This is a genomic window from Pseudovibrio sp. Ad5 (assembly GCF_001623095.1).
Lineage (GTDB): Bacteria > Pseudomonadota > Alphaproteobacteria > Rhizobiales > Stappiaceae > Pseudovibrio.
In genome coordinates this window covers 1-14,451 of record NZ_LMCH01000015.1, presented here as the reverse complement: position 1 = coordinate 14,451, position 14,451 = coordinate 1, and the positions used below count along the sequence as shown (strand labels likewise).

Below are 14,451 nucleotides of genomic sequence, written 5' to 3'. Positions count from 1 at the left end.
CCAAATTTCAAAACATCAAACAGTATGTACGAACTTATAAAATTAGAAATCCATGCAAAATTAGAAGCCGAGTTGATCACTAGATAAGAAAAAACCGGGAAAGTTGCCCTCCCCGGTTTCTGTTTAACTTATTCCCACTCAATGGTTCCCGGAGGCTTTGAGGTCACATCATAAACGACGCGGTTAATACCGCGGACTTCGTTGATGATGCGGGTTGCAGCCCGGCCAAGGAATTCCATGTCATAGTGATAGAAATCTGCTGTCATGCCATCAACCGAGGTCACTGCACGCAAGGCACAGACGAACTCGTAGGTGCGACCATCGCCCATAACGCCAACGGTTTGAACTGGCAGCAGAACAGCGAATGCCTGCCAGATGGCGTCGTAGAGACCAGCTTTGCGGATTTCATCCAGATAGATGGCATCTGCCTGACGCAGGATATCCAGTTTCTCACGCGTGATACCGCCCGGACAGCGGATCGCAAGACCCGGACCTGGGAATGGGTGCCGTCCAATGAAGCTGTCTGGCAAACCCAATTCGCGACCAAGGTCACGAACTTCATCTTTGAACAGTTCACGAAGTGGCTCAACCAGCTGCATATTCATGCGCTCTGGCAAGCCGCCCACGTTGTGGTGTGACTTGATGGTCACGGATGGACCGCCCGTGAAGGATACACTCTCAATCACGTCAGGGTACAACGTGCCCTGTGCGAGGAAGTCTGCGCCGCCAAGCTTTTTCGCTTCTTCTTCGAAAACTTCAATGAAGAGCCTGCCGATGGTTTTGCGTTTGACTTCCGGATCGCTCTCGCCTTCCAGCTGACCAATGAACAGATCAGCAGCATCCACATGAACCAGCGGGATGTTGTAGTGATCTCGGAACATGGATAGAACCTGCTCCGTTTCACCCATACGCATCAAACCGTGATCAACATAGATACAAGTGAGCTGGTCGCCGATTGCTTCATGGATCAGCACTGCTGCAACAGAACTGTCAACGCCGCCAGACAGGCCGCAGATGACTTTTTTGTCGCCAACTTGCTGACGAATGCTCTCTATCGCCTGCTGACGATATTCAGCCATTGTCCAGTCGCCTGAGCAACCTGCAATCTTATGAGTGAAGTTCTCGATGAGCTTCGCACCATCGGGAGTGTGAACCACTTCTGGGTGGAACATAACACCATATTGCTTTTTGGCTTCATTTGCATAAGCAGCAAATGGTGCACCTTCAGAGGTTGCAATTGCCTCAAAACCTTCGGGCAGCTCCACAACACGGTCACCATGGCTCATCCAAACCTGATGTTTGGAGCCAATTTCGTCCCAAACCCCATCAAATAGTGGGCTTTTCCCTTTAATTTCAAGGAAGGCGCGGCCAAACTCGCGATGATCAGAGCCTTCCGCTTTGCCGCCATTTTGGACACAAAGGGTCATCTGACCATAACAGATTCCGAGAACAGGAATGCCTGCCTCGAATACGATCTGGGGTGCTCGTGGGCTCCCCATTTCAGTCGTGGATGCCGGACCACCTGACAGGATCACCGCCTTTGGATTCATCTCCTTAAAAGCAGCTTCTGCAGACTGGAACGGAACGATCTCGGAGTACACACCAGACTCGCGCACACGGCGCGCGATCAGCTGAGTGACCTGAGAACCAAAATCAATAATGAGGATGCGGTCTGTCATGCGCAGCTTCTACTCTGTGCGCATTGATTTGGAAAGGTCTTTTACGCGGAAAAATCGTGGTTCCGTTAAGGGCAGATGATGTTTTTCTGTGTGCTTTGTCCGAAGGTCCAGTCAGCTACAATATCGACTGCTCGTGTTCTTCGATACGGCTCATCATTTGCCCCAATCTGATGCGCTCCTGCACGTCTAACTGCGGCAGCAGATTCTTCTCCAGCTGTTCGAGTTGGGCCTCTAGAGCTCGCAAAACAACGCGTCCATCTTCTGCCAGGTTCAAACGGACAAGGCGACGGTCTCGAGGGTGCTCATGTTTTTTGATAAGATTTGCTTCTGACAGGCGCTTTACAGCACGCGATACAGCCACCGTATCCAATCCAATAACTGGCCCCAACTCCCGTACAGACACAGCACCCATCCGCTCCAGCGCACTCAGCACGAGCCACGAGGGAAGCGATAAACCATATTGCTTCTGTAAATGCTCGGAAAGCCGGCGCTCAATAAAGCGGCCAGTCGCGATGATGCGCAGAGGCAAATAGTTCAACAACTCGACGTTATGTTCGTCTTCAAACAAACTTGCCTGTGTCGTTATTTTCGCACGGTATTTCTCCGCCATAACCCTTTGCCCTGCGTCGGATGCTTTGCTTCATTCCATTGACCGATAAGAAAACGGAAAATGGTTAAGCTGTCTTGAATATTGGTGATTTTTCCCAGGCACTAGCCCCTGAATGTGGTTTTGATGCGTTCAATATCATCTATCCACGCCTTCCTTCAGGATCAACCCGTTCCACCTTTGACGCTGATTTGCCAACCGCTTAGGCTTCATCGTGCATAGATACGAATTTGATTCGCAGAATTGCCTGTCAGCAGATCCATCCGAATGGATCTACGGGCGGCACTGCCCAACGAGGGGGTCCGTAAAAGATGACAGAGACACTGCGCGGTACACCGGACACTAACGCCCGGCAAGAAAAAATCAATGCTGCACTTGATGCTATTGCCTACTTGGAACAGGACGAGCGCTTTGATGAAGTGATCCCAGTCTATCAGGATCTTGTTGGACGCTACCCTGATGATGTCGAGCTTCTTTTCAAGATGGCAACGATTATGTTGCGCAATGGAGATTTGAGGGAATCCGTCGCCCATTTGCGTAAAGTATTGTTCATGAAGCCAGAACACTTGGCTGCACGCTCCAACATGGGTAATGCGCTGCTTTTGCTGGGGTACCTGGAACAAGCTAAAGAAGCCTTTGATGCGGTGGTGGAAGCTGAGCCGGAGAACCGGAATGCGCTTTATGGGCTCGCAACCATTTTGATCAAGATGCATGGGCATGCAGAAGCAGAACCATATGCCCGACGCCTTGTTCAACTGATCCCAAACAGCGCCCCTGCTCTTTCACTTCTTGGCGATGCTTTGAGTGCGGAGACCAAGGCGGAAGCGGCAACCCTGAACTATCGGGCTGCGCTCAGAATTGACACGCAATATGTTCCTGCTCTGGTTGGCCTCGCGAAGCTACTCATCATTCGTAAAAAGAGTGAGGAGGCACTGGCGCATCTGGACAAGGCCCATGACCTGCAGCCTCGCAATGTTGAAGTGCTTGTCGCAATGGGGCACGCGTACTTGCTGGAAGAAAACACCTCCAGTGCTGTAGAAAGCTTTGAGCTGGCTCATGCGTGTGAGCCTGAGAACGCGGCTGCGCTCGTTCATCTGAGCATTGGCAAGCGCAAACTTGGTCTTGTTTATGCCGGAGTTTATCACGCGGCTGCCGCATGGCGGCTTGCACCAGGCAATAAGCAAGTCAGCAACGCACTTGGCGCAGCTCTTGCAGCAGCTGGTGCCACTGATGCCGCTCGCGATGTCTTGACCTCTTCATCCAGAAACAGTCAGTTTTTAGAGGAGACTGAAGCTGCGATCAAAGAGGTCGAGTATCTTGCTGAGCAAGGTTATGAGCGGCCTGTACGCGAGGAGAAAGTTATACCCGAGCCTTCAGAGCACAGCAAAAGCATAGAAGCCAGAGCTTTGGAAGAGGCCGGTGAAAGCATATTTGAGGCACAGAGTGAAGATGCCGCTTCTGAAGAGCTGGCGGAAGATGTCGTCAAGGGTAAATCTGAGGTACCTGATGAGCTTGAAGAGAAAGCCTCCAGCTAATCACATGGTTTATTTGCCGTTTCGAAACATGTCGCATTTCATATGCGACATGTTTTTTTATTAAAGCCAAGGTACTGATATCAAATACGTTCCATCATCGCGATGAAGAAGCCATCAGTACCGGTATGATAAGGCGTCAGAGTGATCATACCGCCATCCTTAAACAGTGGACGACGGGATGCTATTGCACCAAAATGCTCTTCCCAAACCGGCGCTAGATCAACAAGCTTGAAGTCAGCGTGCTTTTCAAGGAACGCTTTGACTTGCAGCTGATTTTCCGCTGGCACCAAAGAGCAAGTTGCATAAATCAGCTTGCCACCTGAACGCACAAAGCGTGTCGCAGTCTCCAGAACCTGCGCCTGATCTTCAACACGTCCATTCAGAGCGTTTTCGGTTACACGCCACTTGGTATCTGGACGACGACGCCATACACCAGTGCCTGAACAAGGAGCATCCACGAACACGCGATCCATCTTGCCTTCGCAGATATCAAGAGAACCGGTTTGCGGATCAATCGTCTGGATATTTCGCACCCCTGCGCGGGCCATGCGGTCATAAAGTGGTGCTAGACGCGTCTTATGGGCATCATAAGCGTAGATCTGTCCTTTGTTCTGCATTTGCGCAGCTAAAGCGAGGCTTTTACCGCCCCCACCTGCGCATAGATCCAGAACCTGTTCACCCGGTTGAGCGCCTGACAGGATGGACGCGATCTGAGAGGCCTCATCCTGCAATTCAAACCAGCCTTTGCGAAAGCTTTCTTCAGCCTGAACGTGAGGTGATTTGCGTGGCCCAATTACAGGTTCAAGACGAACGCCGACGGGAGACAATCCACTTACTTCTGGATGAAGGTGAGACAAACGCTTGAGGACTTTTTCCTGCGAGCTTTTGACAGTGTTCACGCGCATATCAATCGGCGCACGTTCAGAAAGAGAACGCCCAACGGCCAGCGTCTCGTCACCAAAGTTATCCTGAAAGTGCGGCCAGAGCCATTCTGGAACATTTGCTGAAATCTGGTCGTCATCGCCGACTTGCTTGTTTTCAATCAATGCGTCACGTTCAGCGTCGGAAAGCGCTTCTGGTGCGTGACGGTCTTCTTCCATCACCTGCTCCAACTTTTCCACCTGATTGCCCCAGCCCCAGATGTAGGTTGCCAAAACAAGCGCGCGCGCACTGTCAGATCCCATCGCCTGAGCATGGGAGAGTTTGTGGCGCAGCGCATCAAACACCAGATTGCCGATAGCAACCCGATCACCGGATCCTGCAAACCTATGCTTGTTGCCCCAGTCCTTCAGGGCTTCCTGCACAGGACGGCGGCGCTCATTAATCTCTGTCAGCACTTCAATTGCAGCCGCAATTCGTCCACCGTCGCGCATGAATGATCCTTAATTCCGTGAATTCTATTTTACGATTTATTTGTTTGGCTTTGCAGCGTGTATGCCAATACTCAAGGCTTTTCAATAGTGCATAGCATGTGTGAGGCAAACCTCACATCAACTCATTCAACAATTTCTTGGGTGTTGCATAACTCATATATGCTGAATTTAGCAGATAACAGTAAAAATACAGATATTTACGGCCTGCTTCCGCTACCTCATGACACATAGCGCATTTTAATAAAAACGTAGATCCTGCCTCGCAACTCATCAGATCACTGTAAACAATGCGTGTTGCGTTTCATGTTTTATCAGGTCTCCATCTTTCTGCTTGGCAATGCAATATTGTATTTCCTGAAAGCAGACCTCATCGGTGCTTCGATTGCATCCAACTCATCAGTTGGTTTGAAGCAGAACCATTACGTGTTTGCAGCAGGCGCATTTACTATGGATGCGTTGCTCTCTTCGGTTCTGACACTGGGATGCCTTGCTCTTCTGGAACTAGCATTTTCTGTCTCAGCAACATGGTATTACTCAGTGGTGTGCCTTTTGACATATTTAAGCATCCTGAGCTTCTTCACTCTCAGAATTCACCGATAACTGCGACATAAAAAATGGCTCACCCGAAACCAGAATGAGCCATCTAATTATTAGCATTTGATTGTTATCAGGCGCTTTTTACATTGCGCAAGAAGCTTGCAATGTTGTCCCGCAACAGGTCTGCTTGCTTATTCAGGATCTGAGAGGATGACAGTACCTGACTTGCAGTTGCGCTGGTTTCTGATGCGGCAGATGATACACCCGCCATGCCTTCAGCAACATTTTGAGTGCCTACAGCTGCTTGCTGCACGTTCTCACTAATCTCAGTGGTTGCGGCCCCCTGCTGCTCAACAGCAGCTGCGATAGTTGCTGTGATATCATTGACGTCAGACATGGTTTTGGTGATCGCGCTGATTGCACCAACGGCTTCCTGAGACGAATTCTGAATGCCTACAATTTGGCTGGAGATTTCTTCGGTCGCCTTTGAGGTCTGATTGGCCAACTCTTTCACTTCAGCTGCCACAACAGCAAAGCCCTTGCCAGCTTCGCCGGCACGAGCTGCCTCAATGGTCGCATTCAGAGCCAACAAGTTGGTTTGCTCTGCGATCGCTTGGATGAGTGTGACCACTTCGCCAATACGCTGCGCAGCACTATCCAGACTGGAGACTTTATCATTTGTGACCTGGGCCGTAGATGTAGCATCTGCGACGACTTTCTGAGTCTGACCGACCTGGCGACTAATCTCATCAATGGATGCGGCCAGCTCTTCTGCTGCCGACGCTACCGTTTGTACATTGGTAGACGCTTCCTCAGAAGAGGCGGCAGCCGTTGTTGATTGCTCAGTGGCATGCTCAGCGATGCCAGTCAGTGCCTTGGCAGAGACTTCCATTTCAGTTGAGTTATCCGCGACTGTCGTCAGACTTTCCTGAATGGTCTCATCAAAGTCAGTAATAAGCTCATCAATATGCTTTTGGCGAAGTGCACGGGCTTCTTGCTCCTGTTCGGATTCACTTTGCAGATTCATGCGCTCAACTGCATTGCTAACAAAGACTTCCAAAGCCTTCGCCATCTGTCCGATCTCGTCTTTACGGTCAGTGAAGGCGACAGGATCATCTACATTGCCCTTTGTCAGAGAGTTCATCCGTGCAGTGATACCGACAACAGGTCTTGCAATGGAGGAGCCAACAAACCAGAGAACGACGACACCAAAGGCAAGACAGATAAGCGCCGTAATGATAGCGTTGTTTCGTGTTGCGTTGGCAGCGGCGAGTAGTTCAGACTTATCCACGGACACAATTGCGGACCAGACCTGCTCTGTACCACGCAGTGTCAGCGGATAGGTCGCTATTTCCTTATCACCAAGCTCAACAACAGTTGGCTGCGTACCTGCCTCAGTGAGGAGTTGAGCAATCTCTGCTGGGATTTCTTCGCCTTTCAACTCCGAATTGGAGTGAGCTACCCATTTGCTATCGTTGCTAACGAGGCCGACAAACCCACTTTTGAATTTTCTGGAAGCTTCCAGACTTGCGATCAAGCCGTTAAGGAACACGTCGCCAGTGATGACACCAATTGCATTACCATTGCCATTGAAGATAGGTGACGACATGGAGACAGCCATTACGGTGTCCCCTTGTGATTCAAAGCTGTACGGCGGTGTGACAACGTCGTGACCCAGTCTGAGCGGAAGACCATACCAGCTATCAGCATCAGCTTCGTCCGCACCTGCAATACGCCACCCAACCTTGCCATCCTTGCGAGAGAAGTAAGGTGAGAAACGGCCGGTTTTTCCGGAATAATCCTGACCAGCGTGGCTAGCATCTTCGCCAATCATATTTGGCTCGAAGGAGGTGGTCAGGCCATCAATGGACGGATTGTTGGCAAAGAAGTCTCGGGCGATCTGGGCGATCTGCTCACGAGTTAGATCGGCATGGCGCAATGTTTGTTCGAGCTGGTCTGCAAAACTTGCCGTGATAATTTGTGCTTCGCTAATTGTTTGATTGGCCAGATCCGCTTGAACCTGGGCATTCTCAATAAGTAATTCCTGACCGGCCTCTTCTGAGGAATTGGACATAAGGACGGAAACAACTGTGATAAGTGCAATAAAGCCAAGCAAAAACACGGCATTCGCAGCGGCGAATATCCTTAGGCGCAGTGACATGATTATTTTCCATTGAATTAGTTCAATTTATTCTCAACCTCTCTATCCCTGAAAAATTAATTGCAACTTAAGTCTAGTTCTTTTCAAAGGAAATCTAGTAATACATTTTGACGCACTCACCTGATACCTATTTAAACCATTGCATTATATAAACTAATTACCTCAAACGAATATCTTACCAATATACAAAACTAAATTCTCTACGTGAGATCACTCTAGATATAGATGAATATTTATATTTAATGTGCACGCATCACATATCTAAAAAATCAACTATGGCACGCATTTCGATACTTCAAATTACTTTGCCGGCGAAATTTAATCTAATATATTTGCTCAGTTACGCGCCTTTGCAGCCTTAGGCCAAGAAGCGCAATTACACCCCCACTGCAGGTCAGATCATTTACCTACTTTCTAAATGGCCGTTTCGGCCGTGGCTATGACAAAGCGCCAGCTGAACTGAAGCCAACCATCCTCACCATCTCAAGGATGGAACATGCTGCTCGTTCAGCGAGAAGCAATCAATCTTAGAACCCTTTCAACCCAAATCACGGGACACCCAAATGGCAGATGCAGGCGGCGGCGCAGTTGGGCAACTCAGAGCCTTTGTAGAGTGCATTGAGCGCCTCGAAGAAAAAAGGCCATCCTCGCAGATGACATCAAGGACGTTTACGCAGAAGCCAAGGGCAACGGCTTTGACGTGAAAGTCATGTGCAAAATCGTATCCCTTCGCAAACGCAAACCTCATGAGCGCGAGGAAGAAGAAGCGATCCTCGATCTCTACCTCGACGCCCTCGGCATGACAGGTCCTGTCGCGGAGAATGCTTAAGCATGACAGAGCCGATGAACTTCATTCCGTTGCCAGAGGGCAACTACATCAACCTGACACCCCGGGCCTCCTCCAGGATCACCTGGCGTACTCTGGGCATTGTGTTGGGCCGCGTGGCTGCCCTGCACAATCTGACGGATACGTTCTTTTCGCAGGCGCAGTTCAACATAATGGCAGCGCGGTTCACACCGCGCGCTCTCCGGCCCTTGATGATGACGACCGGCCTACAGGTCATCCTGGCGCATCTGGCTTACACGGAAGCTGAATGCGATCAGGCTCAAACATTGGTGCACCGTCCAACCGGTGGCCTGTGTGAGCTGGCAAAAGCTTTGAGTGAGCTCATTCCGCGCCAGGACAAGCTAAGCATGGTTGAAACCGCCAAGCTGGAGGAGATCCGCCGAGCAGCGGTAACGACCACCCTCAACCAACTCTCCCGCAGAAGCATGTCAGGCCCAACCCTGCCGTTAACCTCCACCATCATACCCCAAAGCCTTGAAATGGCCGCTCTGGACTGGGCGGAGATGATGGAAGAGAGCTGTGCAAACTTCCAACCGAAAGGGGTAGCCGCATGAACCCGATCGAACTTCTCACCACAGCAGAAGCCGCAGACCGCCTGAGAATTTCCCCGCAAACCCTAAACATATGGCGTTGCAAGGGAACGGGACCTGCGTTCTGCAAAATCGGACGTACTGTGCGCTACACCACTGAAGCGCTTCAAGAGTACCTTATCCAAAACACCTGCAGGCACACGGGAGGTTGAAACCTTCCCCTGCAATCAGTCGCGTGAAACAGCATCCAGAACAAGGAGGCCAATCCAGGGAAAACCAATGCGCTTGAAGTACTTACGAAACTCAATACTGTAATTTGCACAGTTTTACACCGAATGACTCATACATGTAAAATATACGAAGAACAGCCCCACATAATATATGTAATGATTAAATATACTAATGAATACTATTTATGCAATTAAATATTGCAAGAATCATATTTAATTTTATACTTACATGATTGCTTTTATATTAAAGGATGTAGAAAATGTGTAAATTATGCATGATGAATCAACTACATGTAACTGCAGAAAGCATATCCTACAACTCAAGCGTAACGGAGCAAAAAGCGGCCCTCAGCGCGCAAGCTGCCGATCAGGTTACAACACAGGTCGAGGTGGCGGATTTCTTCGCAAATACTCTAGTCTTGAATGAGGGAGAAGATGCTGACGCAGGGCCGTCGACGCAATACCTCATTGCCGCAGGGGATAGCTTTTCAGGTACACTTGAAACCAATGGGGACCGCGACTGGGTGGCGATCGACCTTAGTGCGGGATCAAATTATACGATCAACCTTAATGGGAGCGGAGCTGCGCCGGTTACAGATACTTATTTAAGAATATACGATGCCTCCGGAAACCTAGTTGCGTTTGACGATGACGGCGGGTCTGGTTTAAATTCATCTTTAGACTTCCTGGCATCCACGTCAGGCAGATTTTACATCAGCGCCGCTGCCTACTCAGATGGGCAGACCGGAAGTTATACTGTCAGTGTGGAGGAGACCTTGCCTCCATCACCGCTGGATGCGCTCGATTGGGGTGGTTCAGCTGTAGATACAACAAATATTTCTGTCTACTTTGCGCAAGCTGGCGAAGTTTTTGATGGCCAAAGTTCAGATGGCTGGACGCAGGCGCAGATTGATGGTGCGATGGCGTCGTTAAACGACTTATCGCAAGGGACAAATCTCACTTTTTCGGTAGCAAGCAGCTCAAATAATGCAGAGTTTAAATTTGTAACATCTGCCTTTGGCGGCAGTACTTATGCTTATATGAATCCTCCGAGTGAAGCAAATCCAGGTGTAGCCGTTTTCAATACCTCTAATATGAATTTAGCAAACCTAGATCCAGGCTCACTTGAGTACTTTGTGTTTCAACATGAAGTTGGTCATGGACTGGGTATGGCGCACCCTCATGATACTGGTGGCGGTTCCAGTGTGATGAACGGGGTTTCTAGCTCACGCGGCGATTACGGTGACTTCGATCTCAATCAAGGTATCTATACCATGATGAGTTATAATGTCGGCCATGCAGAGCTTTATCCGGAATGGCCGAGTACTTATGGCGCGACGGTGGGCCCTATGGCGTTCGACTTGGCGCTTCTACAGGAGAAATACGGAGCAAAAGACGCGAATATAGATAATAATACATATCTCCTACCAGAACTTAACGGTTCGGGCACATTTTATTCGTGCATCTGGGACACCGGCGGCATCGATACAATCGCGTATACGGGCTTCAGCAGCGTCAATATCTCGCTTGTAGCCGCTACTCTTGATTACAGCAGCACAGGCGGTGGTGTACTCTCCTATGCAGAGGGTGTACGCGGAGGGTATACCATCGCCAATGGTGTTGAGATAGAAAATGCTTCTGGTGGCGCTGGCAGTGATACTGTGGTTGGAAACTCCTTGGAGAATGTACTTCAGGGCTTCTCCGGCGATGATTTCCTTGATGGAGCTCAAGGAGATGACCTTTTAGAGGGTGGTGCGGGACGTGATACCTTTAGTTTCACGAGTATAGGTGACACTGACACTATTGCTGACTTTCAGGACACAATTGACTTTATTCAGCTCGGCTCTGAATTTGGCGCGGACTCCTTTACAGAGCTGTCTTTGACCAATAGAGATGCCGACGTCATTGTCGCCTTTGGAGATAGTGAGATCATTTTACAAAATACGGATCTCTCACTTATTGGCGCCGAGGACTTCATCTTCGTATAATTTAGAATCCCAACATTGGGGTGTAAGGTAAGCGTTTGGTGAAGGCGACCTACCAACCAGCAATGGGCCCTGTTACGCTGACTTTGCAGCGTAACACCACAGCATGAGGTCGTTGATGTGAGTGATCTTGTGATCAGCGATTTGGATCAGAAACCACGTGAGCCAGGCTTGAAGGGTCCAAATTCTTGAGCTTGGCTGTTTCGATGAAGGTATAGGCGATTGCCGCAGCTTTGCCGCCACCTTCTGATCCCATGAAGAGATAATTTTTCCGCCCAAGAGCCGCAGGTCTCATTGCCCGCTCAGCGGTGTTGTTGTCAAGCTCCAGCGAGCCATTGTCGAGATAAGGCCATGTTTTGGGCGGCCGCGTGAGGGCCAACAACGGACATTCGAGGGTTTCCATCAAGAGTTGAGGCAAGATCCGAACGCTGATGCCGTGGAGCGTTTCAAAGACCGCTTGTCACACATCAGTTTGGATCCCTTCTAGCATGAGAGCCCAACGCGGGCGCTTAACAGAACGCAGAGCTCTCAGACGCAATCTGGGCTATGCACGAAACAACTACCGAAACCTATCTACACGCAAAATTAGCAAACCTATTCAGATCGGCTCTACGCAGAACGCACGCTATTCACCCAAAGTGACATTGAACCCTGAATGTTGAGGTTGCCTCTAAATGGCTTAGAGCCTACCAATAGTAAATACCGGCTTTTGGGGCGGTTGGCCTACCTCCACTAATTACTTTTTTTGCCATGATTTCAATAGAAGTCTTTGCTGTTGAGGGTGATATGCGGCGCAGTCTTTATAGCTGGTTCAAAGGAAAGCAAAAGAAACCTCCTTCATCTACGTCCACACATCAGCTTGACTTTGAGTCCCATGTCCCAATCGGTGCTCAAGTTAAGGAAATTGCATTGAAAATGCAGGAGGAGAGTAGTCCAGAGAAGCGATACACTTATGATGAATTACACGACATCATTGTTGAAACTAAAACTCTTGCGATTGGCATGGCACGTGTCTATCCACCCGACCCAACAAAATTTGCATCCTCCTACTTAGGAGGATTGCCCCGATTACCTGCGGATGTTGCTTGGCCTCGGGATCCTATCTCAAACAAACCACGGATGTTTCTAGGCCAAATTGATTGTGCAACCTTACCTCGCTCAACGGAGCGTTATTGGTTGCCTAAAAGCGGTACGCTTTGGTTCTTTGCTGGCCCAGATTTAAACGCATACTTTGATGCGACTGAAACTGATACCGACGAAAGCCATGTTATCTATCGTGGTATAGATGCGAGTTTTCTTTCAGAGCGCAATCCGCCTGATGCTCCCCCATGGTGGGAAGGTCCATGGGGTGAAGGTAAATCGGGTCCGGTATTTGGCCCCCAGAAACTCCATGAAATCAAAGAAGGGCCATTCCCGACGGTACTCGCAAAATGGCCGCTAGAGTTTGCCTTATTCAATAGTTATCGCGATGACTGGAACCAAAGCAGCGCACTCGAAAGTGAAGGTAAAACAGAAGAGGCTAACTCTTCAGATATACCTCGCATTAAGCGAATTGCTTTTAATTGCAGTGAGCAATCAGCTTTGCGCGAAATACATACTAAATTACTCTGGGAAAGCTGGATTGCAACTTTTGGAGTAAGTGAGACAAGAACTGATCCGCATTTTCGACAAGCACCTTGGGAGGGAACATTAGATACCCCAATCACTTGGCTCGCAGTTCGCAGATTTTGCGTTACTATGAACCATGACCTAAAGCATAAGCTAAAGAAAGAGGAGTTAAGTTCCGAAAATGAAGAACTTATTCTGCGTGCCATTCACCACCTATCGTTTTGGCTGAATGAGGCCGACAAGCACCCCATTATGGGAGTGATGCCAGATAATCGACGTCTGGAGTTTCTGAACTCGTTAAAATCTATTGCAGACACCAGCAATCGGGAGTTTGACCTCAGAAAGTCAGTGCTAGATCTTAGGCAAACTATCTTAGGCAGAGAATTGAACCGATCTATTCACGATGTTTTAAAAGACCAAATTTGGCACCCTGAATGTGGCCCAAGTGGCTTTCCACCAGAAATAGTTTGGTATGAGAGCCATTATCACAAACCATTGAGCCGTGTTGAGGTTTTTCCTACACGCAATCCGGATGGGCCATATGAACGCGTGCAATACCATTCATTGTTCCATCGGTTTTTAGGCGCCCAAACAATCATTTACCGTAATGAGAACCCACCTGATGGGTACATACTCTTAGCTGAATTTAGCTACGATGATGGAATGCGTTTGATAATCGGGGACGTGAATAGTTTAACTATTTGGATCCACCCTGATCATCTGTTGAACCGGGATTTCTCAAAGGTATCGATTGTTGCCAGTTATGGAAAAGACACCGTTATGCATGATCAACTTTTGGAAGAAATGCGCGAAAAAACTTGGTAAGCTTGTTCCACATCGGTCCACATGGCTTCGACAGGGAAATGGGCAAAGACAATATCCAGTTCAATGTGCAGTTTCTTAATGACTTAGTTAATCGGTTCTCAACCACGGTTGGAAACATGCGAAGGTCTGCAATGCTCACGCGCTACGTGTCAGGAATGTCTAGAAGTTCGGGCCATTAAGTATGGACCGCCTGCATTTCGCAAGAGAGTTTTTACTTGGAACCTTGAAGTCGCTACTATGTATCCGATCTGTTTATCGGCACGCGGGCCGTGGCCTTGACGGTAATACGCACGTACCTACAGTCTAATTAGCGGACAGGTTACTTATGAACCATTATGGCCCTCTGACTTTGAGTGCGTTCTTTCTTCCGTTCCATGCTTATGCTCTGTCGCGAACTTTTAAGGAGGTGTCCGTCGTCAAAGATAGTTGGACAAAATTGGCTTTCGATTAGTGGAGTGTCTGGCCCAATTGCGTGTTGATGTTAAGCGGCTTGTGCGTGGTAGCGCAAGCGTCGGTTTTGAATAGTTCTGCGTT

The 14,451-nt window shown here is 49.0% G+C and carries 11 protein-coding genes and 1 pseudogene; 7 read left to right on the top strand and 5 right to left on the bottom strand.

Annotated features, from left to right (window positions below; all coding sequences use genetic code 11):
- Positions 1–128 precede the first annotated feature (128 nt).
- Together guaA and PsAD5_RS08845 are read right to left on the bottom strand one after the other, a co-directional pair.
- Positions 129–1,679, bottom strand: coding sequence for a glutamine-hydrolyzing GMP synthase (gene guaA, locus PsAD5_RS08850; protein ID WP_063291841.1), 1,551 nt, complete (start codon positions 1,677–1,679; stop codon positions 129–131).
- A gap of 115 nt (positions 1,680–1,794) precedes the next feature.
- Positions 1,795–2,289 carry a MarR family winged helix-turn-helix transcriptional regulator gene (locus tag PsAD5_RS08845; protein WP_057460936.1) on the bottom strand — a complete coding sequence of 165 codons (495 nt, stop codon included), beginning with the start codon at positions 2,287–2,289 and terminating at the stop codon, positions 1,795–1,797.
- 308 nt (positions 2,290–2,597) lie between these two features.
- Here PsAD5_RS08845 and PsAD5_RS08840 point away from each other — a divergent pair, with 308 nt between their 5' ends.
- Entirely contained in the window at positions 2,598–3,821 is a 1,224-nt protein-coding gene (locus tag PsAD5_RS08840; RefSeq protein ID WP_063291840.1) for a tetratricopeptide repeat protein, read from the top strand.
- Positions 3,822–3,901: 80 nt separating this feature from the next.
- On the opposite strand, the gene PsAD5_RS08835 is transcribed toward PsAD5_RS08840, so the two are convergent.
- The gene (locus PsAD5_RS08835) at positions 3,902–5,194 is read right to left on the bottom strand and encodes an RsmB/NOP family class I SAM-dependent RNA methyltransferase (protein WP_063291839.1); all 1,293 of its coding nucleotides are present in this window, start codon (positions 5,192–5,194) and stop codon (positions 3,902–3,904) included.
- A 303-nt stretch (positions 5,195–5,497) separates the two neighbouring features.
- On the opposite strand from PsAD5_RS08835, the gene PsAD5_RS08830 reads away from it, so the two are divergent.
- Positions 5,498–5,794, top strand: a complete 297-nt coding sequence (locus PsAD5_RS08830) for a hypothetical protein (protein ID WP_063291838.1) — start codon at positions 5,498–5,500, stop codon at positions 5,792–5,794.
- 67 nt (positions 5,795–5,861) lie between these two features.
- Here the strand turns inward: PsAD5_RS08830 and PsAD5_RS08825 are convergent, their stop codons facing one another.
- Positions 5,862–7,892, bottom strand: a complete 2,031-nt coding sequence (locus tag PsAD5_RS08825) for a methyl-accepting chemotaxis protein (protein WP_063291837.1) — start codon at positions 7,890–7,892, stop codon at positions 5,862–5,864.
- 563 nt (positions 7,893–8,455) lie between these two features.
- Between PsAD5_RS08825 and PsAD5_RS08820 the strand changes: the two are divergent.
- From PsAD5_RS08820 to PsAD5_RS08810, 4 genes and pseudogenes are all read left to right on the top strand, one after another.
- Positions 8,456–8,721, top strand: a pseudogene (locus PsAD5_RS08820) (DUF2312 domain-containing protein).
- A gap of 2 nt (positions 8,722–8,723) precedes the next feature.
- The gene (locus PsAD5_RS08815) at positions 8,724–9,293 is read left to right on the top strand and encodes a hypothetical protein (RefSeq protein WP_063291836.1); all 570 of its coding nucleotides are present in this window, start codon (positions 8,724–8,726) and stop codon (positions 9,291–9,293) included.
- Positions 9,290–9,481, top strand: coding sequence for a helix-turn-helix domain-containing protein (locus tag PsAD5_RS28665; RefSeq protein WP_084404426.1), 192 nt, complete (start codon positions 9,290–9,292; stop codon positions 9,479–9,481). Before PsAD5_RS08815 ends, PsAD5_RS28665 begins: the two co-directional genes overlap by 4 nt.
- A gap of 278 nt (positions 9,482–9,759) precedes the next feature.
- The gene (locus PsAD5_RS08810) at positions 9,760–11,487 is read left to right on the top strand and encodes a M10 family metallopeptidase C-terminal domain-containing protein (RefSeq protein ID WP_084404425.1); all 1,728 of its coding nucleotides are present in this window, start codon (positions 9,760–9,762) and stop codon (positions 11,485–11,487) included.
- Positions 11,488–11,620: 133 nt separating this feature from the next.
- Here the strand turns inward: PsAD5_RS08810 and PsAD5_RS08805 are convergent, their stop codons facing one another.
- Positions 11,621–11,887, bottom strand: a complete 267-nt coding sequence (locus PsAD5_RS08805; protein ID WP_063291834.1) for an IS66 family transposase — start codon at positions 11,885–11,887, stop codon at positions 11,621–11,623.
- A 383-nt stretch (positions 11,888–12,270) separates the two neighbouring features.
- On the opposite strand from PsAD5_RS08805, the gene PsAD5_RS08800 reads away from it, so the two are divergent.
- Positions 12,271–13,917: a DUF1963 domain-containing protein gene (locus PsAD5_RS08800; RefSeq protein ID WP_063291833.1), complete on the top strand. Its 1,647-nt coding sequence runs from the start codon at positions 12,271–12,273 to the stop codon at positions 13,915–13,917.
- Positions 13,918–14,451: the final 534 nt, after the last annotated feature.

Bases quoted from the DNA above. Each gene is read 5' to 3' on its own strand.
- PsAD5_RS08835 (WP_063291839.1), bottom strand. From the start codon at position 5,194: ATGCGCGACGGTGGACGAATTGCGGCTGCAATTGAAGTGCTGACAGAG.
- PsAD5_RS08815 (WP_063291836.1), top strand. From the start codon at position 8,724: ATGACAGAGCCGATGAACTTCATTCCGTTGCCAGAGGGCAACTACATC.
- PsAD5_RS28665 (WP_084404426.1), top strand. From the start codon at position 9,290: ATGAACCCGATCGAACTTCTCACCACAGCAGAAGCCGCAGACCGCCTG.
- guaA (WP_063291841.1), bottom strand. From the start codon at position 1,679: ATGACAGACCGCATCCTCATTATTGATTTTGGTTCTCAGGTCACTCAG.
- PsAD5_RS08840 (WP_063291840.1), top strand. From the start codon at position 2,598: ATGACAGAGACACTGCGCGGTACACCGGACACTAACGCCCGGCAAGAA.
- PsAD5_RS08800 (WP_063291833.1), top strand. From the start codon at position 12,271: ATGCGGCGCAGTCTTTATAGCTGGTTCAAAGGAAAGCAAAAGAAACCT.
- PsAD5_RS08830 (WP_063291838.1), top strand. From the start codon at position 5,498: ATGTTTTATCAGGTCTCCATCTTTCTGCTTGGCAATGCAATATTGTAT.
- PsAD5_RS08845 (WP_057460936.1), bottom strand. From the start codon at position 2,289: ATGGCGGAGAAATACCGTGCGAAAATAACGACACAGGCAAGTTTGTTT.
- PsAD5_RS08810 (WP_084404425.1), top strand. From the start codon at position 9,760: ATGTGTAAATTATGCATGATGAATCAACTACATGTAACTGCAGAAAGC.
- PsAD5_RS08825 (WP_063291837.1), bottom strand. From the start codon at position 7,892: ATGTCACTGCGCCTAAGGATATTCGCCGCTGCGAATGCCGTGTTTTTG.
- PsAD5_RS08805 (WP_063291834.1), bottom strand. From the start codon at position 11,887: ATGGAAACCCTCGAATGTCCGTTGTTGGCCCTCACGCGGCCGCCCAAA.